The sequence below is a fragment of the Pseudomonas sp. CFBP 8770 genome (genome assembly GCF_014841705.1).
Classification (GTDB): domain Bacteria; phylum Pseudomonadota; class Gammaproteobacteria; order Pseudomonadales; family Pseudomonadaceae; genus Aquipseudomonas.
The window spans coordinates 319061-342090 of the sequence record NZ_JACYUL010000005.1 but is presented as its reverse complement, the minus strand read 5'-3'; the positions used below and the strand labels follow the sequence as shown (position 1 = coordinate 342090).

The 23030-nt window shown below is 62.9% G+C and carries 14 protein-coding genes; 9 read left to right on the top strand and 5 right to left on the bottom strand.

Translation table 11 applies throughout. The annotated features are described in order from the left end of the window. Nucleotides 1–50: 50 nt before the first annotated feature. Genes IFT98_RS13675 through gnd form a run of 3 tightly spaced genes read right to left on the bottom strand, consistent with a single transcriptional unit; the run spans nt 51 to nt 3357 of the window. Nucleotides 51–878 carry a Cof-type HAD-IIB family hydrolase gene (locus IFT98_RS13675; protein ID WP_192049262.1) on the bottom strand — a complete coding sequence of 276 codons (828 nt, stop codon included), beginning with the start codon at nt 876–878 and terminating at the stop codon, nt 51–53. After that, nucleotides 875–2383, bottom strand: a complete 1509-nt coding sequence (gene zwf / locus IFT98_RS13670) for a glucose-6-phosphate dehydrogenase (RefSeq protein WP_192049260.1) — start codon at nt 2381–2383, stop codon at nt 875–877. The genes IFT98_RS13675 and zwf overlap by 4 nt, the downstream gene beginning before the upstream one ends. Continuing rightward, complete coding sequence (gene gnd / locus IFT98_RS13665; protein ID WP_122796985.1) at nt 2380–3357, bottom strand: phosphogluconate dehydrogenase (NAD(+)-dependent, decarboxylating); 978 nt, start codon at nt 3355–3357, stop codon at nt 2380–2382. The genes zwf and gnd overlap by 4 nt, the downstream gene beginning before the upstream one ends. A gap of 640 nt (nt 3358–3997) precedes the next feature. Between gnd and glgA the strand changes: the two genes are divergently transcribed. From glgA to IFT98_RS13620, 9 genes are all read left to right on the top strand, one after another. Continuing rightward, the gene (gene glgA / locus IFT98_RS13660; protein ID WP_192049258.1) at nt 3998–5560 is read left to right on the top strand and encodes a glycogen synthase GlgA; all 1563 of its coding nucleotides are present in this window, start codon (nt 3998–4000) and stop codon (nt 5558–5560) included. A 34-nt stretch (nt 5561–5594) separates the two neighbouring features. Further along, complete coding sequence (treZ, locus tag IFT98_RS13655) at nt 5595–7388, top strand: malto-oligosyltrehalose trehalohydrolase (protein WP_192049256.1); 1794 nt, start codon at nt 5595–5597, stop codon at nt 7386–7388. Next, nucleotides 7385–9469, top strand: coding sequence for a 4-alpha-glucanotransferase (malQ, locus tag IFT98_RS13650; protein ID WP_192049254.1), 2085 nt, complete (start codon nt 7385–7387; stop codon nt 9467–9469). The genes treZ and malQ overlap by 4 nt, the downstream gene beginning before the upstream one ends. Further along, on the top strand, nt 9466–12255 hold the full coding sequence (locus IFT98_RS13645; RefSeq protein WP_192049252.1) for a malto-oligosyltrehalose synthase: 2790 nt from the start codon (nt 9466–9468) through the stop codon (nt 12253–12255). Before malQ ends, IFT98_RS13645 begins: the two co-directional genes overlap by 4 nt. Before the next feature lie 14 nt (nt 12256–12269). Then, the gene (locus tag IFT98_RS13640; protein ID WP_192049251.1) at nt 12270–12620 is read left to right on the top strand and encodes a DUF2934 domain-containing protein; all 351 of its coding nucleotides are present in this window, start codon (nt 12270–12272) and stop codon (nt 12618–12620) included. Between the two features lie 222 nt (nt 12621–12842). Next, a complete protein-coding gene (gene glgX / locus IFT98_RS13635; RefSeq protein ID WP_192049248.1) occupies nt 12843–15005 on the top strand; it encodes a glycogen debranching protein GlgX in 2163 nt (720 codons plus the stop codon). Continuing rightward, on the top strand, nt 15002–16009 hold the full coding sequence (locus IFT98_RS13630; RefSeq protein WP_192049246.1) for an acyl-CoA dehydrogenase family protein: 1008 nt from the start codon (nt 15002–15004) through the stop codon (nt 16007–16009). Before glgX ends, IFT98_RS13630 begins: the two co-directional genes overlap by 4 nt. Next, a complete protein-coding gene (locus tag IFT98_RS13625) occupies nt 16006–16764 on the top strand; it encodes a PIG-L deacetylase family protein (protein WP_192049244.1) in 759 nt (252 codons plus the stop codon). Before IFT98_RS13630 ends, IFT98_RS13625 begins: the two co-directional genes overlap by 4 nt. After that, the gene (locus tag IFT98_RS13620) at nt 16761–17369 is read left to right on the top strand and encodes a class I SAM-dependent methyltransferase (RefSeq protein ID WP_192049242.1); all 609 of its coding nucleotides are present in this window, start codon (nt 16761–16763) and stop codon (nt 17367–17369) included. The genes IFT98_RS13625 and IFT98_RS13620 overlap by 4 nt, the downstream gene beginning before the upstream one ends. Before the next feature lie 73 nt (nt 17370–17442). On the opposite strand, the gene glgB is transcribed toward IFT98_RS13620, so the two are convergent. After that, nucleotides 17443–19686, bottom strand: coding sequence for a 1,4-alpha-glucan branching protein GlgB (glgB, locus tag IFT98_RS13615; protein ID WP_192049240.1), 2244 nt, complete (start codon nt 19684–19686; stop codon nt 17443–17445). Next, nucleotides 19683–23006 carry a maltose alpha-D-glucosyltransferase gene (gene treS / locus IFT98_RS13610; protein ID WP_192049239.1) on the bottom strand — a complete coding sequence of 1108 codons (3324 nt, stop codon included), beginning with the start codon at nt 23004–23006 and terminating at the stop codon, nt 19683–19685. Before treS ends, glgB begins: the two co-directional genes overlap by 4 nt. Between the last annotated feature and the right edge of the window lie 24 nt (nt 23007–23030).

Sequence of the window (23030 nt, the reverse complement as noted above, 5' to 3'; positions counted from 1 at the left end):
TCATGATCACGGGCGCGAACCGGGAGTCGGAGCCGCGCCGGAAAACTGCATCAACGTCGAGTGCGGGGCAGTATCAGCTCGTGTATGGCTTGCGCTACGCCATCTGCCGCATTGCTGGAGGTAACCGCATCGGCCTGCTCGCGCACTGCCTGCTCGCCCTGGCCCATCGCCACGGAGAACCCGGCGCGCTTGAACATGGCTACGTCGTTGGCGCCGTCGCCCAATACGGCGGTGTTGGCAAGGTCGATGCCCAGACTTCCCGCCAGGGTTGCCAAGGCTTCGCCTTTGTTGGCCAGCACCGCAGTGATATCCAGGTAGTACTGCTGCGAGCGTGCCGCAATCGCCTTGCCGCTCAACGGTGCCTGCAGCTGCTTTTCCAGATCGATCAGCAATTGGAAGTCGCTGGAGGTTGCGACCATCTTGTGCACACGGTCCAGATAGGGCGTGAAATCGTCGACGATCAGCGGCTCATAGCCCAGAGCGTGCAGCTCCTTCGGGAAGTAGTGAGCCAGGCGGTCACGTGCCAGCCACTGGTCGTCGGCGAATACCCAGACGTCCAACTGGTGCTCGGCGAACAACGCCAGACAGGCATCGACCGCCTCACGCTCCACCCAATGGGACTGCAGCTCGCTGCCGTCAGGATTGACCAGCACACCACCATTGAATGCAGCAGTCGGCAGATCGATGCCCAACACCTGGATCTGCTTGCGCATTGCCCGCGGCGGACGACTGCTGGCCAGGGTAAACCGCACCCCGGCGGCGCGCAGTTGCGCTACCGCCTCGATGACGGCAGGGCTCAGGCTGTGATCGGGCATCAGCAAGGTGCCGTCCATGTCGCTGAGGACGAACTGGATGAGGTGTTGCGAGGGCGCACTCATCCCAGTCGATGCCAATGATGGCCATCGCGTGCCAGCAACTCGTCGGCTGCTTCCGGACCGTCTTCACCCGCCGCGTAGGTGGCAATGCTGCCGCCGTCGCGCCATGCGTCGAGGAACGGCTGCACGGCGCGCCAGCCGTTTTCGATGTTGTCGGCGCGCTGGAACAGGGTCTGGTCGCCGATGAGGCAGTCGTAGATCAGCGTCTCGTAACCCGTGGACGGCTGCATCTGGAAGAAATCCTTGTAGGCAAAGCCCAGCTTGACGTTTTCCAGCTCCATGGCGGGGCCAGGGCGCTTGGCCTGCAGGTCGAACCACATGCCCTCGTCTGGCTGGATCTGGATCTTCAAGTAGTTGGACTTGAGCCGATCCACTTCGGTGTCGCGGAACTGCGCGTAGGGCGCAGGCTTGAAGCAGATGGCGATTTCGGTGTCGCGCACGCTCATGCGCTTGCCGGTACGCAGATAGAACGGCACACCGACCCAGCGCCAGTTGTCGACCATGACCTTGAGCGCCACGTAGGTTTCAGTAGTGCTCTGCGGGTCGACCTTGGGCTCCTCGCGATAGCCGGGCTTGTCGCCCTGCCCTGCGGTGTACTGGCCGCGGACCGAGTTCTTCAAGGCGTCGGCCTTGGACCAGGGGCGGATGGCGCCGATCACCTTGGCCTTCTCGCCACGCACCGCGTCGGCGCCGAACGCCGCCGGCGGTTCCATGGCAATCATCGCCAACAGCTGGAACAGGTGATTGGGGACCATGTCGCGCAACGCGCCGGTCTGGTCGTAGAAATTGCCACGGCTCTCGACCCCGACCGTTTCGGCGGCGGTAATCTGCACATGGTCAATGTAGTGGTTGTTCCAGAACGCTTCGAAAATACCGTTGGAGAAACGGCTGACCAGAATGTTCTGCACCGTCTCCTTGCCCAGGTAGTGATCGATGCGATAGATCTGCTTCTCGCTCATGACGCTCAACAGGCAGGCATTGAGCGCTTCGGCGGACGCCAGGTCGTGACCGAAGGGTTTTTCGATCACCACCCGGCGAAAGGCGTCGGGCTGCTCCTTGAGCAACCCGCTGCTGCCCAGTCGCTGCGCCACTTCACTGAAGAAGCGCGGCGAGGTGGCCAGGTAGAACATGGCATTGCCAGTACCGTTGACTTCGATGCGCTCGGCGATGGCCTGATAGGTCGCATCGTCGAGGAAATCACCGGAAATGTAGCTGATGCGCTTGCGCAGCTTGGCCCAGAGCGCCGGGTCCAGCACTTTGTCCGGCTCGTCTATACCTTTGGCACGCGCCTGTTCGATGATGAAGGCTTCGAGCTTGGCGGCGAAATCCGCGTCGCTCACCTCGTTATGGTCGACCCCGACGATGTGCAGGCCGTTGTCCAGCAGTCCATCCCGGCTCAAGTTGTACAAGGCCGGCATCAGCAAGCGTTTGACAAGGTCGCCGTGGGCGCCGAACAGAAACAGGGTTGACGGTGGAGCGGCATCTACTTTCGAGGTCGCTCTACTCATTTGGGAACCTCGACGTGACCGCCGAAGCCGAAGCGCATCGCCGAGAGAATCTTGTCACCGTAGGTGGCGTCCTGGCGTGAACGGAAGCGGGCGAACAACGCGCTGGACAGCACCGGTACCGGTACCGCCTGCTCGACGGCGGCGTCGATTGTCCAGCGGCCTTCGCCACTGTCGGACACCACACCGGAATACTGGGTGAGCTGTTGATCACTGGCCAGCGCATCGGCAGTCAAGTCCAGCAGCCAGGACGAAACCACGCTGCCGCGACGCCAGACTTCGGCGATGTCGGCCAGGTTGAGGTCGAAGCGCTGATCTTCCGGCAGCTCGCTGCTGGATTTGGTCTTGAGGATGTCGAAGCCCTCGGCGAAGGCCTGCATCATGCCGTACTCGATGCCGTTGTGGATCATCTTGACGAAATGCCCGGAACCGGCCGGACCTGCATGGATGTAGCCACGCTCGGCACGATCGTCCGAGCTGTTGCGATCACGGGTACGCGGGATGTCGCCCATGCCAGGCGCCAGGCAATCGAACAGCGGGTCGAGGCGTTCGAAGATTTCCGGCTCGCCACCGATCATCATGCAATAGCCGCGATCCAGGCCCCACACACCACCGGAGGTGCCAACGTCGACGTAGTGCAATTGGCGTGCAGCCAGCTCGCGAGCGCGACGGATGTCATCCTTGTAGAAGGTGTTGCCACCGTCGATGATCACGTCATCTGGCTCGAGCAGGTCGCCCAGCTGGGCGATGGTCGCCTCGGTCGGCGCACCGGCGGGCAGCATGACCCAGACCGCGCGCGGGGTGTCCATCTTGCTCACCAGATCGGCGAGATCGGCGGCACCGACAGCGCCTTCACCGGCCAGACCATGCACTGAATCCTGATTGCGATCGAAGACCACCGTTTGATGACCCGCGCGCATCAGCCTTCTGGCGATGTTGCCGCCCATGCGGCCCAGCCCAATGATTCCCAGTTGCATGCGAGAGCTCCACTCTATGTTGCTTGAAGAAGATATTTCTTGAACGGTGTTGTCCGGAAAGCGTGTACGGGTATTGCCCGAACCAGCCTTCAAGTTAGTCCCGGACGATACCGGTAAGTTTCCGAGTATACCTTTGGTCGATTGTGACGCTGGGCAAAACTTGGGTTTTTTTGTCGATTTCATGAGGGCCTGCACTTGCGACAGGACACAAATCGCAACGGTTTTCGCCGCCGGTCTCGATCGTTGTCCGAGCGGGCCCGCAACGCACTGCCAAGTGCGCTGAAAGCCTTCTGGCAGAGGGCTGTAGTACGGGTGTGCCAATAATTATCGGCCGTCAGTCGCGCGCCTGGCCCAAAAAAATGGCGGATCTCCTACACTCAGGCCGCAGGCGATGTATCGCTTGGAAATCCGATGCAAAAAAGCTCGAAACTTTTTGCAAATCAGACAGGTCAGGATAGGGAGCAGGTTATTTGATGTTTCTTGTCCGCCAAACCTGCCATCCCGTGAATCATTGCAGCCTGCGGCAGGAACGCCGTTTGCTGCGGCGCCTGTGCGTGTGTCAGCGGGAAGCGCTAATCGATCAGCGCTTTTTTTAGAGTCAGGATCTGCCATACAAGTACGTAATGCACGGGAGAGAACAATGATCAGTGCCGCTGTCGAAAACCACGGAGAGCGTTTCAACAGGCAAGCAGCGGAACCCGCTCACTTGCAGGTTCCCACGCCTACCAGCAAAGCACTGCAGGCGCCGTCTGGCGCTCACAAACAAAAAGTTCTTTTCGTGACATCGGAAATTGCCGACCTGGTCAAGACCGGCGGCCTGGGTGACGTGTCGGCTGCGCTGCCACGCGCCATGAGTCAGGTACACGACGTTCGGGTATTGATTCCCGGCTACCCGCAGGTGCTCAACAGCGACAACCCGATCCATGTCGTCGGTGAATTGAGCGGCCACGCCGCCCTGCCACCGTGCAAGATCGGCCGTATGGACATGCCCGATGGGCTGGTCATCTATGTGTTGCTGTGCCCAGAACTGTACGAGCGCGATGGCACCCCCTACGGTGCCAACAACGGCCGCGACTGGCCGGACAACCATATTCGCTTCGCCCGCCTGGGCCTGGCAGCTGCCGACATCGCTGCCGGCCAGGGCATGGTCCATTGGAAGCCTGACCTGGTGCACGCCCACGATTGGCCAGCGGGCCTTGCGCCGGCCTATATGCACTGGCGCGGGCTGCGCACGCCGACCTTGTTCACCATTCACAACCTGGCCTATCAGGGCGTGTTCAGCCGCGGCTGCTGCCCCGAGCTGGGCGTTCCCAACCATGCCATGCAACAGGACGGCATGGAGTTTTTCGGCAAGCTGTCGTTTCTCAAGGCCGGCATGGCCTATGCGAACCACATCACCACGGTGAGCGCCACCTACGCCGAAGAGATCACCACACCCGAATTCGGTTGCGGGCTGGAAGGCTTTCTCAGCAGCAAGGCGCAGCAGGGCAAGCTCAGCGGCATTCCCAACGGCATCGACGCGAGCTGGGAGTCGGCCACCGATCCGCACCTGGTGTGCCCGTTCAGCCTGAACGATTGGGAAGGCAAGGCGGTCAATGCGGCCCACGTGCGCAAGCTGTTCGAAATCGAAGAATCTGATGGCCCGCTGTTCGCCGTGGTGTCCCGCCTGGTCTATCAGAAAGGCCTGGACCTCACCGAAGGCGTGACTCAATTCATCGTCGAAAACGGCGGTCAGGTGATCATCATCGGCCGCGGCGAGCCCGAGGAAGAGCAGGCCATGCGCGAACTCGCCTTGCGCTTTCCCGGCCGTGTGGGTGTACGCATCGGCTTCAACGAAACCGATGCGCGGCGCATGTTCGCCGGCAGCGACTTCCTGCTGATGCCTTCACGCTACGAGCCTTGTGGCTTGAGTCAGATGTACGCGCAACGCTTCGGCTCGCTGCCGGTGGCGCGCAACACCGGTGGCCTGGCTGACACCATCGAAGACGGGGTGACCGGCTTCCTGTTCGGCGAGTCGACCATCGAAAGCTACAAGGCCGCCCTGGCGCGCGCCTTCTATGTCTTCGCCAAGCCTGAACTGTTGAATGCCATGCGCTGCCGCGCGATGACTCAGCCCTTCAACTGGAGCGAGGCTGTGGAGCCTTACGCCGAGCTTTATCAGGCGCTGGTGCATGGCAGCAAGACTTCTGCGACTCATAAATAACGGCGCTTAATCAATAATGGAAGAGGTTTCATCGATGCCTTCACGGAAAACTGAAACCTGGTCCCACGGTGCGGTAATGCAGGACTCCGGGCTCACCCATTTTGCACTGTGGGCACCGGACGCTTTTTCGGTAGGGCTGCAGATCGCTGACGCCGAATCGCTGCCCATGGTCGCTGGTAACGATGGCTGGTTTACCCTCGAGCACAAATGCCCGGCGGGTACAGCTTACCGTTTCGATATAGATGGCGAGATGGCGGTGCCCGATCCCGCGTCCCGCGCCCAGCAGGACGATGTGCACTCCCCCAGCATAGTGGTCGATCCACTGGCCTACAGCTGGCAGAACACCAGCTGGCTGGGCCGACCATGGTCGCAGGCGGTCATCTATGAACTGCATGTGGGTGCATTGGGCGGTTACGCCGGTGTCGAATCGCACCTTGCACGCCTCGCAGCCTTGGGCGTGACCGCGATCGAGTTGATGCCGATCGCCGAATTTCCAGGCGAACGCAACTGGGGGTACGACGGTGTGCTGCCGTATGCCCCGGAAGCTTCGTACGGCACCCCTGAACAACTCAAGCACCTGATCGACTGCGCTCATGGTCATGGGCTGATGGTGATCCTCGACGTCGTCTATAACCATTTCGGTCCAGATGGCAATTACCTGGGCCGTTACGCCAAGGGTTTCTTCCGTCACGACAAGCACACCCCTTGGGGCGATGCCATTGACTTCCGTCGCGACGAGGTCAGAAGCTTCTTCATCGACAATGCGGCCATGTGGCTGCTCGAATACCGTTTCGACGGCCTGCGTTTCGACGCCGTGCATGCGATTCAGGACCCTACGTTCCTGCAAGAGATGGCCACCACCCTGCGCAAGCAGGTGGGTGCCGATCGACACGTCTGGCTGATGCTGGAGAACGAGCACAACCAGGCTCATCTGCTCGAGCAGGGCTACGACGCGCAGTGGAACGACGACGGTCATAACGTGCTGCACGCACTGCTCACGGGCGAAGACGAAGCGTACTACGCCGACTTCAGCGAGCAGTCGACCGACAAGCTGGCGCGTTGCCTGAGCCAGGGTTTCATCTATCAAGGCGATACCAACCAGAAAGGCGAATCGCGTGGCGAACCGAGCGGTCATCTGCCGCCCACGGCCTTCGTGCTGTTTCTGCAGAACCATGACCAGATCGGCAACCGCGCGATGGGCGAGCGCCTCAGCCTGCTGTGCAGCGAACCGGCGCTGCGCGCCGCTACCGCCCTGCTGTTGCTGTCGCCGATGATCCCCATGTTGTTCATGGGTGACGAGTGGGCGGCGGACGAGCCGTTCCTGTTCTTCACCGACCATCATGGCGAATTGGCCGAAGCGGTTCGTGAAGGACGTCGCGCCGAGTTCGCCGCGTTCGACGCGTTTGCCAATGAAGCAACCCGGGCGAAGATTCCCGATCCGAACGCGGCCAGCACCTTCGAGGCATCGCGACCGGACTTCGCCGAATTCCAGTTCCGCCAGGACGGTGCCTGGGTGCAGTTGTACCGTCAGTTGCTGGCCTTGCGCCGTGACGAAATCGTCCCCCGCCTGGACGGCGCCCAGTCACTGGGTGCCCAGGTGCTGGCCGACAAAGCGGTGACGGCAAAATGGCGCATGGGGGATGGCAGCGTGTTGCGCATCGACCTGAACCTGAGCGACACGACCGTGCCGGTACAACTGCAGACCCAATACCTGTTGTTCGACAGCCGGCCCCAGAACGACATCACCGCTGCACTGACTCAAGGACTGCCCGCATTCACCGCTCTGGTCAGCTTGACTCCGGCGGGTGCCACGGAGACAGCGGCATGACTGAACAACGCCAACTACACGACCTGGCCGAACACGCCGGCATTGCCGTCGACTGGACCGATGCCAATGGCAAGCCGCAGACGGTAGCCGACAGCGTGCTGCGCAAGGTGCTGCATGGTCTGGGTCACCCCGCCGATTCGGCGCAAGAGGTCGAGCAGAGCCTGGACGAGTTGCGCAAGACGGCGCAGTCGCATCGCCTGCCCCCGTTGTTGACAGTCGAACACGGTGAGCCACTCGACCTTGCCCGGTTCTTCGAGCCGGGTACGGCGTGCGAAGTCCATCTGGAGGACGGCAGCACGCTGTCCGTGAGCCTGGACAAGCACAGCGCCCTGCCGGGCCTGTTGCCTGTCGGTTACCAGGACGTGCACATCGAGCAGCAGCATTTTACCCTGGCCGTGGCGCCGTCACGCTGCTACAGCGTGGCCGACGCCTATGGCCAGGACGCGGCCCACGCCTGGGGTCTGGGTGTTCAGCTGTACGCCGTGCGTCGCGGCGGTGATGGCGGCTTCGGCGACACTCAAGCGCTGGAATCGTTGGTGCGCAGTGCCGGCGAACGCGGCGCCGATGCCTTGGCGATCAGCCCCATGCACGCCATGAGCAGCAGCGACAACACCCGCTACAGCCCCTACTCGCCTTCGAGCCGGCTGTTCCTCAACAGTTTGTACGCCGCGCCTGCCGCAGTGCTCGGTGAGGATGCCGTGCGCACCGCCATCGAAACGTCCGGGTTGAGCGATACCCTGCAGGCCCTGGAAGCCCTGCCGTTGGTTGATTGGCCAGCGGCTGCCGGCGCCAAACAGCGCCTGCTGCGCGCGCTCTACGACAGCTTTTGCCAGACCGAACATGCCCTCAACGCGGATTTCAGCGCATTCCGCCACACCGGTGGCGAAGCGCTGGAGAACCACTGCCGCTACGAAGCGCTGCAGGCTGACTTCAAGGCTCGCGGCGAAAGCCTGGACTGGCGCCAGTGGCCCCAGCAGTGGCACGACCCTCGCGGTACCGCCGTAGCCGAATTCGCGGCAGCCAATGGCGATGAGATCGCCTTTCACGCGTTCTGCCAGTGGCTGATCGACCGTTGCCTGGCCAAGGTGCAACAAGCGGCACGCACCAGCGGCATGAAGATCGGTCTCATCGCCGATCTTGCCGTGGGTGCAGACGGTGCCGGCAGCCAGGCCTGGAGCCGCCAGGACGAGTTGCTCGCCGACCTGACCGTGGGCGCACCACCCGACATTCTGAATCGCTCGGGGCAAAGCTGGGGCATCTCGGCATTCTCCCCCGAGGGTCTGCAGCGCAATGGTTTCCGCGCGTTCATCGAGATGCTGCGGGCCAACTTCGCCCACGCCGGTGGCCTGCGCATCGACCACATCATGGGCCTGCAACGCCTGTGGCTAATTCCAGCAGACGCCAAGCCTGGGGAAGGCGCCTACCTGCAATTTCCCATCGACGACATGCTGCGCCTGCTCGCCCTCGAATCCCATCGTCACCAGGCCGTGGTGCTCGGCGAAGACCTCGGCACGGTGCCCGACGGACTGCGTGAGAAGCTGGCAGCCAGGCAGATGTTGGGGATGCGCGTGCTGTTGTTCGAACAGAACGACGGCGTATTCATCGAGAATCAGGCGTGGCCGGACAATGCCCTGGCCACCTCGACCACCCACGATTTGCCGACCCTCAACGGTTGGTGGCGCGGACGGGACATCGACTGGAACCGCGACCTCGAGCTGATCGACGAGGCGACCGAGAAACACTGGCGCGAAACCCGCGAGCACGAGCGTCGCGCACTGCGCCAGGTGCTCGCGCACGAGCTGCAGCAGAGCAAGGTGGACGGTGTCGATGACATCGATGCAATCATCGACGCCAGCACCCGTTTCCTCGGTCAGACCCCTGCTCCGCTGGTGTTGCTGCCGATCGACGATGCCTTGGGCATCGAGGAACAGGCCAACCTGCCGGGCACCATAGACAGCCATCCCAATTGGCGCCGCCGCTACAGCGCCCATGCCCAGAATCTTCTCGACGATGAAGACGCTGCCAGACGCCTAGAGCTGCTGGCCTGCGCCCGACAACAAGCCAGTGAGCGTTACCGATGAAAAAAATGACGGCCAGCGTTCGGCTGCAGTTGCACAAGGATTTCACCCTGGATGATGCCGCTCGCCTGGTGCCGTACTTTTCCCGGCTCGGCATCAGCCATGTGTACGCGTCTCCCATTCTCAAGGCCCGACCGGGCTCGATGCACGGCTACGACGTCGTCGACCCCACCCAGGTCAACCCCGAACTGGGTGGCCAGCCCGCGCTGGAGCGGCTGATCGCAGCGCTGCGCGAGCACGACATGGGTTTCATCCTGGACATCGTGTCCAACCACATGGCCGTGGGGGGTGCGCACAACCCGTGGTGGCTCGACCTGCTCGAGTGGGGGCGTCGCAGCCCGTATTCGGAGTTCTTCGACATTCAGTGGCACTCGCCCGACCCATTGCTCGAAGGCCAGCTGTTGTTGCCGTTTCTCGGCAGTGACTACGGTGCCGCCCTGCAAGGTGGCGAGCTGGTACTCAAGTTCGACGCCGAACAAGGCAGCTTTTTCGTTGAGCACTACGAGCATCGTTTCCCGATCTGTCCCATCGACTACCCGCACATCCTGGCGGCGTCGGGCAATGCGCCAGTCAGCGAGCTGGGCGCGCGCTTCGCCAACCTGCATGGCAGCGACGACGCGTACGGTGCGGCCCGCGCGCTGCAAGCCGATCTGGCGAACCGCGTCGCCAGCGGCGGCCTGAACGATGCCATCCAGGCCTCCCTGGCCCAGTTCGATGCCACCAGCGACGAAGGCTTCAACCGCCTGCACGAGCTGCTGGAGCGACAGTCCTATCGACTGGCCAGCTGGCGCACCGCCGGTGACGACATCAACTGGCGGCGCTTCTTCGATGTCAACGAGTTGGGCGGCCTGCGTGTCGAGCGTCCGGCGGTGTTCGAAGCGACTCATGCGAAGATCTTCGAACTGATCGGCGCAGGTCTGGTGGATGGCTTGCGTATCGACCACATCGACGGCCTGGCGGACCCGCGGGGCTACTCGCGCAAACTGCGACGCAGGGTCAATGCTCTGCTGCAGCAGCGCCCGGCGTCCGCGCGCATCGACCATGTACCGATCTACGTCGAGAAGATTCTGGGCGCAGGCGAAACCCTGCACCGTGACTGGCAAGTCGATGGCACCACCGGCTACGAGTTCATGAACCAGGTATCGTTGCTGCAACACGATCCTGCTGGCGAGCAGCCACTAGGCGAGCTGTGGAGCCGCGTCAGCGGACGTCCCAGCGAGTTCATCGAGGAGGCCCACGTAGCCCGCAACCTTGTGCTCAACGGCTCGCTCGCGGGCGATTTCGAATCCGTGGCCCAGGCCTTGCTGCAAGTGGCGCGCGGTGACCTGATGAGCCGCGACCTGACCCTGGGCGCGATCCGTCGGGCGCTGCAGGAACTGATCGTGCACTTCCCGGTGTACCGTACCTACATCAACCCGTGCGGACGCCCGGCTGAAGACGAAGCATTCTTCCAGAAGGCCATGGACGGGGCACGCGGTACCCTGGGCGAAGCCGACTGGCCGGTACTCGATTACCTGCAGCGCTGGCTGGGTGGCGAACGCTGGCGCGCCTTGCCTATCGGACGTCGACGCAAACTGATTCGCCATGCCTGCGTGCGCTTCCAGCAGCTGACATCGCCAGCGGCAGCCAAGGCTGTCGAAGACACCGCCTTCTACCGTTCCGCCGTGTTGCTTTCGCGCAATGACGTAGGTTTCGAAACCGAACTGTTCGCAGGCACCCCGCAGGCCTTCGACGAAGCCTGCCAGCAGCGCCTCGAACATTTCCCGGACAATCTGCTGGCCACGGCCACGCACGACCACAAGCGAGGCGAAGACACCCGTACGCGGCTCGCCGTGCTCAGCGAGCGCGCACCTTGGTACGTCGAGCAAGTGCAGCAATGGCTGGAGCTGGCTGCGCCCCTGCGCAGTGCCTTCGGCGACGGCCATGCACCAAGCGGTGGCGACGAACTGATGCTGTACCAGGCACTGCTGGGCAGCTGGCCGCTGGAGCTGCACAGTGACGACGTCGAAGGCCTGACCGCCTACGCCGAGCGCCTGTACCAATGGCAGCAAAAGGCGTTGCGCGAAGCCAAGCTGATCAGCAGCTGGAGTGCGCCTAACGAAGCCTACGAGAAAGCCTGTCGCGATTTCCTCGAGCAGTTGCTGTTGAGCGAGCAAGGTCGTCCACTGCGCGATGCCATTGCTGCCGCCAGCCGTACCATTGCGCCCAGCGGCGCGTTGGACAGTCTGGTGCAGACCCTGCTGCGCATGACCGTGCCTGGTATTCCCGATCTGTACCAGGGCGCCGAGTACTGGGATTTCAGCCTGGTCGATCCGGATAACCGGCGTCCCGTGGACTACGCTGCGCGCGAGCGCTCGCTCGACGCACGCCCTGCGGTCGGCGAGTTGCTGCAGAACTGGCACGATGGTCGCATCAAGCAGGCCATGATCCAGCGCACGCTTCAAGCCCGTGCCGCGCACCCCGCGCTGTTCCGTGACGGCAGCTACCAGACGCTCGACGTCCAGGGTGTGCATGCCGATCGCGTTCACGCATTCGCGCGCATACTGGACGGGGCGATGGCAGTGGTCATCGTGCCCCGCCTGGCCAGCGGCCTTTTGGCCGACGCACAGACGCCGTTGATCGATGCCAGCGCCTGGGGCGACACCCGTGTCGTTTTGCCATCGGTAAGATCCGAGGCTACATTGAAGGGACTTTTCTCCGACCACGCAGTCACAGCAGAGAAGGAATTGTTGGTGAGCACTGCGCTGAAAGAGTTTCCCGTCAATCTCTTCCTACAAAGTGAGCTGTAATAAGGAGCGTTGAAATGAGTGCCGACGATAAACGAGTCCGCGAATTCGCCTATCAGATCTGGGAATCCGAAGGTCAGCCCGAAGGGCAGGATGAGCGTCATTGGGAAATGGCGAGAAAACTGGCCGAAGCCGAAGCACTGGCGCCTTCCAAGCCGGCCAAAGGCAAGGCGCCAGCCAAGCCGAAGGCAGCCGCTCAGCCCAAGCCCAAGCCAGCTGGCGAAGGCCCCGCCGCCAAACCCAAGGCCCCAGGCAAGGCTGCCGACCCGGCCGCAGCAGCGGTGCAGCCGGCCGACAAGACTGACGGCGATGCCAAGCCGCCGGCACCGAAGAAGCCGCGGCCACCGAAGAAGCCTGCTGCAAAGTGACACCCGCCCGCGTACCCCTCCTACCTGGCACGCGGGCCCTTTTTTTCGTCGGTCCAGCCTCAGGGCTGGATGACTGCAGTTGCCGAACTTCACGCGTCCGTCACCCGGACGGCGCGTTCACTGACCCGTTGCCTGCCTCGACACCCCCGACTCTGAAGACACCGACGATGCTATGACATCTGCCTGCGCTGTATGCGTGCAAACCAAGAGCAAGGATCGACCATGAGTCCGCACAAGAAAGCTGCACCCGCGCCAGAACCGACCGAACCGTCGCGTATTCGCGAAGGCTTGCCCTTCCCGCTTGGCGCCACTTGGACCGGCCTGGGTGTGAACTTCGCGCTGTTTTCCGCCAATGCCACCAAGGTCGAACTTTGCATCTTCGATGCCAGTGGCGAAGAGGAAATCGAGCGCATCGAGTTGCCCGAGTACACCGATGAGATCTACCACGGCTACTTGCCCGACGCCCATCCAGGGCTGATCTACGGCTACCGTGTGCATGGCCCCTATGACCCCGAGAACGGTCACCGCTTCAACCCCAACAAGCTGCTGATCGACCCCTACGCCAAGCAACTGGTTGGCGAACTCAAGTGGTCCGAAGCCCTGTTCGGCTACACCATCGGCCATCCCGATGGTGACCTCAGCTTCGACGAACGCGACAGCGCCCCCTTCGTGCCGAAGAGCAAAGTCATCGATCCGGCCTACACCTGGGGTCGCGACCACCGCGTCAGTGTGCCCTGGGACAAGACCATCTTCTATGAAGCCCATGTGCGCGGCCTGACCATGCAGCACCCTGCGGTGCCGGAGTCGCTGCGCGGGACCTTCGCCGGCCTCGCCGTGCCGGAAGTGGTCGACCATCTGAAGAACCTCGGCGTGACGTCGATCGAGTTGCTGCCGATCCATGGTTTCGTCAACGACCAGCACCTGTTGCAGAAAGGCCTCAACAACTACTGGGGCTACAACAGCATCGCGTTCTTCGCGCCGCATTCGCGCTATATCGCCAGCGGCAAGATCGCCGAGTTCAAGGAGATGATCGCGCACCTGCACGACGCCGGCCTGGAAGTCATTCTCGACGTGGTCTACAACCACACCGCCGAAGGTAACGAGCAGGGCCCGACGCTGTCGATGCGCGGCATCGACAACGCCTCCTACTATCGCCTGATGCCCGAGAACAAGCGCTATTACATCAACGACTCAGGCACCGGCAACACGCTGGACCTGAGCCACCCCTGCGTGTTGCAGATGGTCACCGATTCGCTGCGCTATTGGGCCTCGGAGATGCACGTCGACGGCTTCCGCTTCGACCTGGCAACCATCCTCGGCCGCTACCACGACGGCTTCTCGGAACGTCACAGTTTTCTCGTCGCCTGTCGTCAGGACCCAGTGCTGCGCTCGGTGAAACTGATCGCCGAGCCGTGGGACTGTGGCCCCGGAGGTTATCAGGTGGGCGGCTTCGCGCCGGGCTGGGCCGAATGGAACGATCGCTTCCGCGACACCGTACGGGCGTTCTGGAAAGGTGACGACGGCCAGCTTGCCGACTTCGCCGCGCGCATGACCGGCTCGGGTGACATGTTCAACCAGCGCGGTCGCCGCCCCTATTCATCGGTGAATTTCATCACCGCGCACGATGGCTTCACCCTGCGCGACCTGGTGTCGTACAACGACAAGCACAACGAAGACAACGAGGAAGACAACCAGGACGGCACCAGCAACAACGTCTCCTGGAACCACGGTGTCGAGGGCCCCAGTGACGATCCTGAAATCATCGAACTGCGCCTGCGGCAGATGCGCAACTTCTTCACCACTTTGCTGTTCTCCCAGGGCACGCCGATGATCGTCGCCGGCGACGAGTTCTCGCGTACCCAGGGTGGCAACAACAATGCCTACTGCCAGGACAGCGAGATCGGCTGGGTCAACTGGGAGCTCGACGGAGACGGCAAGGGCCTGCTGCGTTTCGTCAAACGCCTGATCAAGCTGCGCAACAGCTACCCGATCCTGCGCCGCAATCGCTTTCTGGTGGGCGATTACAATGAAGCCATCGGCGTCAAGGACGTGACCTGGCTTGACCCGTTGGGCAACGAGATGACCGCCGAGCAATGGGAAGACGCCCATGGCCGCTGCCTGGGGATGATGCTCGATGGCCGTGCGCAGCCCAGCGGCATTCGCAAACCGGGCGCCGACGCTACCCTGCTGCTGATCGTCAATGCCCACCATGACGTCGTCAACTTCACCCTTCCCGAAGTACCGGAAGGTGAATACTGGAACTGCCGAATCGACACCAACCGTCCCGATCTGGGTGAGCACGAGCGTCTGGAATTCGGCAGCGAATTTCAGGTGACCGGTCGCTCGATGCTGATGTTCGAACTGCACCGGGACGTCGAAGAATGAAACCGACCCTGACCGAGGCTTTGACCTGGCCGGCGCAGGGTTACGCCGACACCGCGGCACTGGGCAAGGAACTGCGGCGGCTGTGCGCCTCGGGCCTGGACAGCCTGCCGCTGCCCGCCGGTGGCGACACCTTGCAGCGCTGGCAGTGCCTGGCTGCCGTGGCCGGGCATGACCTGGGCCTGTGCAAACTGTACGAGGGCCACACCGACGCCTTGGCCATCATGCAGGAACTGGGCGCCGACCCTGCGCCAGAGGGCTCGATCTGGGGCACCTGGGCCTCGGAGCCGCCGCAGGCACGGGTGATGGTTCGCCAGGAAGGTGACCGCGTGCTGCTCAGCGGCCGCAAGGCCTGGTGCTCGGGCGCCAGCGTGGTCACCCATGGCCTGCTCACGGCCTGGGATGACGATGGCCAGCAACAACTGGTCGCCGTGCCGATGGACCAAGCCAATCTGTGCGTCACCGATGACGGCTGGAACGCCGTGGGCATGGCCAACACCGGCAGCGTCGAGATTCTGCTGGAAAACGCCGAGGGCTGGTACGTCGGAAGTGCGGGAAGCTACCTCAACCGGCCCGGTTTCTGGCTGGGCGGCATCGGCATCGCCGCGTGCTGGTTCGGTGCTGCCCGTGAGCTTGGGCGCTATCTGGCGCAGCACTGCCATGCTCGGCCCGAACCTCATGCACTGGCGCACCTGGGCGCAGTGGAGCGGGCACTCGGTGCCTGCATCGCTGTGCTGCGCCAGGCCGCCAGCGCCGCCGACCTGCAGCCGGACGGCCATTTCGAGCATTCGGCGCGACTGTGCCGCGCGGTGGCTGAACACACCGCCGACACCGTCATCAGCCATGTCGGCCGGGCCTTGGGCGCCGGCCCGTACTGCAAGGATCCCCATTTTGCCCGGCTGATCGCCGATCTGCCGGTGTACCTGCGACAGAGCCATGCCGAGCGCGATCTCGCCGCGCTGGGGCAATTGCTCGGCGCCCCCACGACGCGGACCTGGAGTTTATGAAAGACAACCCTATCGTAGGCCAGGGCACGCCCCTGCAGGCCTGGCGCGGCTCGCGACACCTGGCCGAACTGCCGTTGATCGACGCGCAGACATTGGTACCGGTCGGCTCGCGGGCCGTCATCATTGCCCCGCATCCAGACGACGAGGTGCTTGGCTGCGGTGGGCTGCTGCAATTGCTGGCAGGCCTGGACCGGCAGATCCTGATCATCTCCGTCACCGACGGCAGCGCGAGCCATCCAGGCTCGCAGACCTGGCCGGCCGAACGCCTCAGTGCCGTGCGCCCGCAAGAGAGCGCCGAGGCGCTGCACCGACTGGGCCTGCCGCTGCACAGCCTGCAGTGGATTCGAGGGGGCTTTGCCGACAGCGGAGTGGCCCGCGACGAACAGCGGCTGACCCAGTTCATCCAGCGCTACCTGAAACCCACCGATGTGGTGTTCAGCACCTGGTGCAACGATGGCCACACCGACCATGAGGCCGTGGGCCGCGCAGGTGCAACGGCCGCTGCGGCTGCCGGCGCGGTCCATCACGAATTGCCGATCTGGACGTGGCACTGGGCACAGCCCGAAGACGATCGGATACCGTGGGCGCGCGCGCGCAAGCTACCGCTGGACAAGGTCATGGTGGCACGCAAGAGCCATGCGGTGCATGCCTTCGCCAGCCAGCTGGAAGGCGATCCGCAGATAGGCCTGGCGGCTGTGCTTCCACCCTATGTGCTGGAGCGGCTGCTGCAGCCGTTCGAGGTGGTTTTTCTATGAGCGGACAAAGCGTCGACAACCAGTACTTCGACAAACTCTACGAGGGTAACGACGACCCCTGGGCCATGCGTCATCGCTGGTACGAACGGCGCAAGCGAGCATTGCTGCTCGCCTGCCTGCCACAGGAGCGCTATGGCGCGATCTTCGAGCCCGGCTGTGCCAACGGCGAGACCAGCCTGGCGCTGGCCACACGCTGCGACTCCCTGCTCAGTTGCGACATGAACACCCGCGCGGTGGGCCTGACCCAAGCGCGCCTGCATGACATTGCCCACGCCCAGGCGCGACAGGCGGCCCTGCCCGCCGATTGGCCCAGCGAACGCTTCGACCTCATCGTGCTCAACGAGCTGGGTTACTACCTGAGTCGCGCCGACCTGAGCCAGGTCATCGAGAAGGCTCGTGGTTGCCTGAATCCCGCTGGCCAGGTGGTTGCCTGCCATTGGCTGGCGAGCATAGAAGGGGCGCCGCAGACGGCCATCCAGGTACACGAACAGTTGCACGCGGAACTGGGCATGCACCGGTTGGTGGAACACAGGGAGGGTGATTTTCTGCTCGAACTGTGGGGCTGCGAGCCGACGACCGTTGCCCAGCACGAGGGATTGCGCTGACCCTTGGAATACGCAGACTTGATACTCAGTCGAAAAAAAAGGGGCTCCGTGAAGGAGCCCCTTTTCATTGCCGTCAGCCCTGGATATCGGCCCGCGTAGGACGCAGGATCAACACACCCAGCGGTGGCAGGTTGAGGCTGATGGCGTGAGGCTGGCCGTGGCTGCCCTCCTCTTCGGCGAACACCTTGCCGCCGTTGCCGTGGTTGGAGCCAGCGTACTGCTCGGCATCGCTGTTGAGCAGCTCTTCCCACTCGCCACCGAACGGCACGCCTACACGGTAGGCCTCGCGCGGAACCGGCGTGAAGTTGGCAACCACCAGCACCGGCTCGCCGTCGGAACTCCAGCGCAGCCAGGCGAAGACGCTGTTGGTGGCGTCATCACCGATCAACCACTGGAAGCCTTCGGGCTGGCAGTCCAGCTGGTGCAGCGCCGGTACGTCACGGTACAGCCGGTTGAGGTCGGCAACCAGCTGCTGAACACCCTTGTGTTCAGAGTACTCGGTGAGGTACCAGTCCAGCTGATGATCGTGGTTCCACTCCCGCCACTGGCCGAACTCGCAACCCATGAACAACAGCTTCTTGCCCGGATGAGTCCACATGAAGCTCAGGTAGGCACGCAGGTTGGCAAACTTCCGCCAGCGGTCACCGGGCATCTTGTCGATCAGCGAGTGCTTGCCATGCACGACCTCATCGTGGGAAATCGGCAGCACGAAATGTTCTGAATAGGCATACACCAGACCGAAACTGAGCTGCGCGTGGTGATGCGGCCTGTGAATCGGATCGTTCTGGACGTAGCTGAGCGTGTCGTGCATCCAGCCCATGTTCCACTTGTAGTCGAAGCCCAGGCCGCCTTCCTGGGTGGGCTGAGTCACGCCCGGCCATGCCGTGGACTCTTCGGCTATCACCATGGCCCCCGGTGCTTCCTGTTTCACCACGTCATTGAGGTGGCGCAGGAAGGCGATGGTTTCCAGATTCTCGCGTCCGCCATATTCGTTTGGAATCCACTCGCCGGCTTTGCGCGAATAATCGCGGTACAGCATCGACGCCACGGCATCGACGCGCAGGCCGTCGATGTGGAAGTGCTTGAGCCAGTGCACGGCCGAAGCGATCATGAAACCGTGGACCTCGGTGCGGCCGAGGTTGTAGATCAACGTGTTCCAGTCTTGATGGAAGCCTTCCAGCGGGTTGTCGTATTCATACAGCGCGGTACCGTCGAAGCGCGCCAGGCCGTGCTCGTCGGTGGGGAAATGCGCTGGGACCCAGTCCAGGATCACGCCGATTTCGGCTTTGTGGCAGGCATTGACGAACGCTGCGAAGTCTTCGGGCGTGCCGTAGCGTGCCGACGGCGCGAACTGCGACAGCGGCTGGTAACCCCACGAGCCACCGAATGGGTGTTCCATGATCGGCAGCAGTTCGATGTGGGTGAAGCCCATTTTCTGCACGTACGGAATCAGGCGTTCAGCCAGCTCGTGCCAGTTGTAGGGGCGAACCACTTCACCGGCTTCGTCGAGCTCGCACATCCATGAACCGGCATGCAGTTCGTAGATCGACTGGGGCGCATTCAAGGCGTGGCGTTCGGCACGGATGTCCAGCCAGGCGTTGTCGTCCCAGGCGAACTGCATCGGCTTGGCCACCCGCGAGGCGGTGGACGGTGGCAATTCGGTACACAGGGCAATGGGGTCGGCCTTGAGCGGCAGAATGCCGTGCTGGCCAAGAATCTCGTATTTATACGGTTCGCCAGGCTGCAGGCCGGGGATGAACAACTCCCAGACGCCGGCCGGGAAGCGTTGGCGCATTGGATGACGACGGCCATCCCACACGTTGAAGTCACCGACCACCGACACGCGCTTGGCGTTCGGCGCCCAGACCGCGAAGCGCACGCCCTGCACGCCTTCGATTTCGATGAACTGGGCACCGAAGACGCTGCCCAGGTTGCGATGCTTGCCTTCTGCAAACAGGTAGATGTCCATGTCGCCGAGCAGGTTGCCATAGCTGTACGGATCTTCACTGACCTGCACGCCTCCGGCCCACTGTACGCGCAGCAGGTAGGGCTGGCTTTGCTCGATATGGCCGGTGAACAGCCCGGGCACGTCGCCCTGGTCGAGGTTCGTCAGTGGATGCCCGCCATCCTTGGCCAATACCTGCACGCTCAGGGCAGTCGGCAGGTAGGCACGGATGTAGCTGCCCGCCCCGCCGTCACTATGGGCACCCAGAACCGAGAACGGATCGGAATGGTCGGCACGGATCAGCGCCTCGATATCGGCTTTTGCCGGCAACGCGCCGGAATCGCGCTTGCCATGTTCGCTGTGCGCACTCATTGCTTATTCTCCCTCGTACTCAAGAGCCCGAACAGTCCGTGCAAAGGCACGGCCAACCAGCTCGGGCGATTCTCCGCTTCATAAGCGATCTCGTAGGCAGCCTTTTCCAGGCTGAACAAATCCAATGCGGCGCGGGCGCCGTCCGGGTCCTGCCATTGATGTGGCACGGCCGCGGTTGCCAGGTCGTAGGCGCCGATGAACGCGTGGCGGGCTTCCGCCAGATAACGCTTGGCCACGCGCTGGCGCGCAGATGCCGCTTCCTCGGATGCATCGGTGCTCTGCACATTGCGGATCGCCATCGCCGCAGCGTAGTCGAACGAACGCAGTACACCGCCCACATCCTTGTAAGGACTGTATTTGGCGCGGCGCTCTTCGAGTGGCCGCGCAGGCTCGCCCTCGAAGTCGATCAAATAGGCATCGCCCTGTACCACCAGCATCTGGCCCAGGTGCAGGTCACCATGGACGCGCATGATCAGGCCGCCAGTGGCCTGCTCGCTGAGGTGCTCGACCTGCGCGAGCAGCTCGTCGCGGCGGCCCAGCAGCTCGGTTACCAAAGCCTGATCCTGCTCGGCGAACTCGGCGTGGCGCTGTTCGAGCAAGCCCAGCGCCCGCTCGACCTGGGCGGCGATACTTTTCGCCCAGCCCTGGGCATCCTGCTGGGTGCTGACGCGGGCCAGGAAATCGGCCTGAGCACCGGACGCCGCCAGGGCCACGTGCATCTCGCCGAGACGCTGGCCGAGCATGCCGGCAAAGTCTGCCAGCTCACCCAAGGCGTCGTAGCGCTGGCCCTGTTCAGAATGGGCGAAGGCCATCTCGTCGCGAATGGCGCGCTCGAGGTTGTTCTGAGTCCATTCCCAGGCGTCGCCCTGATTGTTCAGGTAGCCCTGGGCGATCATCAGCAAATGCGGCGTGCCATTCGCATCCACGCGGCTGACGGAACCCATCAATGGCGAGATGTTGGCGTAGCCTGCGGCGGTGAGGTAGGCACCCATCTCCAGCTCCGGATGAATGCCGCCGCTGACACGGCGAATCATCTTCAGCACCAGGCTGCCGCCGACCACCACCGAACTGTTGGACTGCTCGGCGGACAGGTAGCGGATCACCGACGTCTTGTCCAGATTCAGCGCCGTGAGGTGCTCGGTGGCCAGGAAGCGGATCTCGCCTTCGCTAGTCGCCAGCGTCTTCTCGACCTGGAGGCCGTCGATCACCGAATGGATGAAGTTTTCCAGCACGAAGGCATCAGTGATCAAGCCCACTTCACGGCCGCGACGAACCCGCGACAGGGCCAGTTGCAAGGGCAGCGGCGAACCGCTGTGCTCCTCGGGAATGAAGCCGAACGGGAACTGGTAGCGGCTGGTCTGCCCTCCGGCTGTGACTTCCAGCTCGCTGAGCAGCACCGGGCTTTGCGCCGTGCCGAAGCGCACGCCGTAAGCGATGCGCAGATTGTCGATGGCAACGTCCTTGCCGCCGAACCAGCGCCGCTTGGGCAGGTACTGCAGCAAAGAGGTGTTTTCCAGAGTGCTGCGCGACGGCTCGTCGAGCAACTCCTCCATCCGTTGTTTCAAAACCAGGGTCTGGAAGTCAGGCATGCTTTGGGCCGGTTCGACGTGCCAACTCGGCATCTGGGTTTCGCTGGCCAGCAGGAACCAATAGAAGCCGTAGGGTGGCAAGGTCAGCAGAAAATTCAGCTGACCGATGGGTGGGAAGGCGCTGCCGCCGAGCATCTCTACCGGCACCATGCCGGCGTACGGGGACAGATCCAATTCAGCCGCTTGGGCGGCACGCGAGACGTTGGCTACGCACAACACGATCTCGGTCTTGCCATCGCTGCCGGTGTACTCACGCACGTACGCCAGAATGCGGCGGTTGGTCGGCGTGAGCATGGTCAGGGTGCCACGGCCGAACGCTTTCTGCTGGCGGCGCACGGCGAGCATGCGCCGGGTCCAGTTGAGCAGCGAGTGCGGATCGTTGGCCTGGGTTTCGACGTTGACCGACTGGTAGCCGTAGAGCGGGTCCATGATCGGCGGCAGTACCAGGCTGGCCGGGTCGGCGCGGGAAAAGCCGCCGTTGCGGTCGATCGACCACTGCATGGGCGTGCGCACACCGTCGCGGTCACCCAGGTAGATATTGTCGCCCATGCCGATTTCATCACCGTAATACAAGGTCGGTGTGCCGGGCATGGACAGCAGCAGACTGTTGAGCAGTTCGACCCGGCGGCGGTCACGTTCGAGCAGCGGCGCCAGCCGGCGACGGATGCCGAGGTTGATCCGCGCGCGGCTGTCGGCCGCGTAGTAGTTCCACAGGTAGTCGCGTTCACGATCAGTGACCATTTCCAGGGTCAGTTCATCGTGGTTGCGCAGAAAGATCGCCCACTGGCAGTTGGCTGGGATGGCAGGCGTCTGGCGCAGGATGTCGGTGACTGGAAAGCGGTCTTCCTGCGCCAGTGCCATGTACATGCGTGGCATCAACGGGAAATGGAACGCCATGTGGCATTCGTCGCCGTTGTCGCCGTGGGCATCGCCGAAGTACAGCTGGGTGTCCTCGGGCCATTGATTGGCCTCGGCCAGCAGCATGCGGTCCGGGTAGTTTGCGTCGATCTCGGCACGGATCTGCTTGAGCACCTGATGGGTTTCGGGCAGGTTCTCGTTGTTGGTACCGTCGCGCTCGATCAAATACGGGATAGCATCCAGGCGCAGACCGTCAATGCCCATGTCCAGCCAATAGCGCATGACATCGATGACCGCTTTCATCACCTGCGGGTTGTCGAAATTCAAGTCCGGTTGGTGCGAATAGAAACGGTGCCAGAAGTATTGGCCTGCGACCGGGTCCCAGGTCCAGTTGGACTTCTCGGTGTCCAGAAAGATGATGCGTGTTCCGTCGTATTTCTCGTCGCTGTCGGACCACACATAGAAATCGCGGGCCTTGGAGCCCTTCTTGGCCTTGCGCGCGCGCTGAAACCAGGGGTGCTGATCGGAGGTGTGGTTGATGACCAGCTCGGTGATCACCCGCAGACCGCGCTTGTGGGCCTCGCTGATGAAGCGGCGAACATCGGCCAATGTGCCGTAGTCCGAATGCACCGCCTTGTACTCGGCGATGTCGTACCCATCGTCGCGGCGGGGGGACGGGTAGAACGGCAGCAGCCAGATGGTGTTGACGCCCAGATCGGCGATGTAATCGAGTTTGGCGATCAACCCCGGAAAGTCACCGATGCCGTCGTTGTCGGAGTCGAAGAACGACTTGACGTGGACCTGATAGATAACCGCATCCTTGTACCAGAGCGGATCATCGATGAACGCTTGCGACCGAGGCTTTTTCGCCATTGTGGATTCCCTGTAGTGAGCAGC

Coding starts and splice junctions, on each gene's coding strand:
- glgB (WP_192049240.1), bottom strand. CDS start 19,686: ATGAGTGCGCACAGCGAACATGGCAAGCGCGATTCCGGCGCGTTGCCG.
- IFT98_RS13620 (WP_192049242.1), top strand. CDS start 16,761: ATGAGCGGACAAAGCGTCGACAACCAGTACTTCGACAAACTCTACGAG.
- treS (WP_192049239.1), bottom strand. CDS start 23,006: ATGGCGAAAAAGCCTCGGTCGCAAGCGTTCATCGATGATCCGCTCTGG.
- IFT98_RS13645 (WP_192049252.1), top strand. CDS start 9,466: ATGAAAAAAATGACGGCCAGCGTTCGGCTGCAGTTGCACAAGGATTTC.
- gnd (WP_122796985.1), bottom strand. CDS start 3,357: ATGCAACTGGGAATCATTGGGCTGGGCCGCATGGGCGGCAACATCGCC.
- zwf (WP_192049260.1), bottom strand. CDS start 2,383: ATGAGTAGAGCGACCTCGAAAGTAGATGCCGCTCCACCGTCAACCCTG.
- glgX (WP_192049248.1), top strand. CDS start 12,843: ATGAGTCCGCACAAGAAAGCTGCACCCGCGCCAGAACCGACCGAACCG.
- IFT98_RS13630 (WP_192049246.1), top strand. CDS start 15,002: ATGAAACCGACCCTGACCGAGGCTTTGACCTGGCCGGCGCAGGGTTAC.
- treZ (WP_192049256.1), top strand. CDS start 5,595: ATGCCTTCACGGAAAACTGAAACCTGGTCCCACGGTGCGGTAATGCAG.
- IFT98_RS13675 (WP_192049262.1), bottom strand. CDS start 878: ATGAGTGCGCCCTCGCAACACCTCATCCAGTTCGTCCTCAGCGACATG.
- malQ (WP_192049254.1), top strand. CDS start 7,385: ATGACTGAACAACGCCAACTACACGACCTGGCCGAACACGCCGGCATT.
- IFT98_RS13625 (WP_192049244.1), top strand. CDS start 16,006: ATGAAAGACAACCCTATCGTAGGCCAGGGCACGCCCCTGCAGGCCTGG.
- glgA (WP_192049258.1), top strand. CDS start 3,998: ATGATCAGTGCCGCTGTCGAAAACCACGGAGAGCGTTTCAACAGGCAA.
- IFT98_RS13640 (WP_192049251.1), top strand. CDS start 12,270: ATGAGTGCCGACGATAAACGAGTCCGCGAATTCGCCTATCAGATCTGG.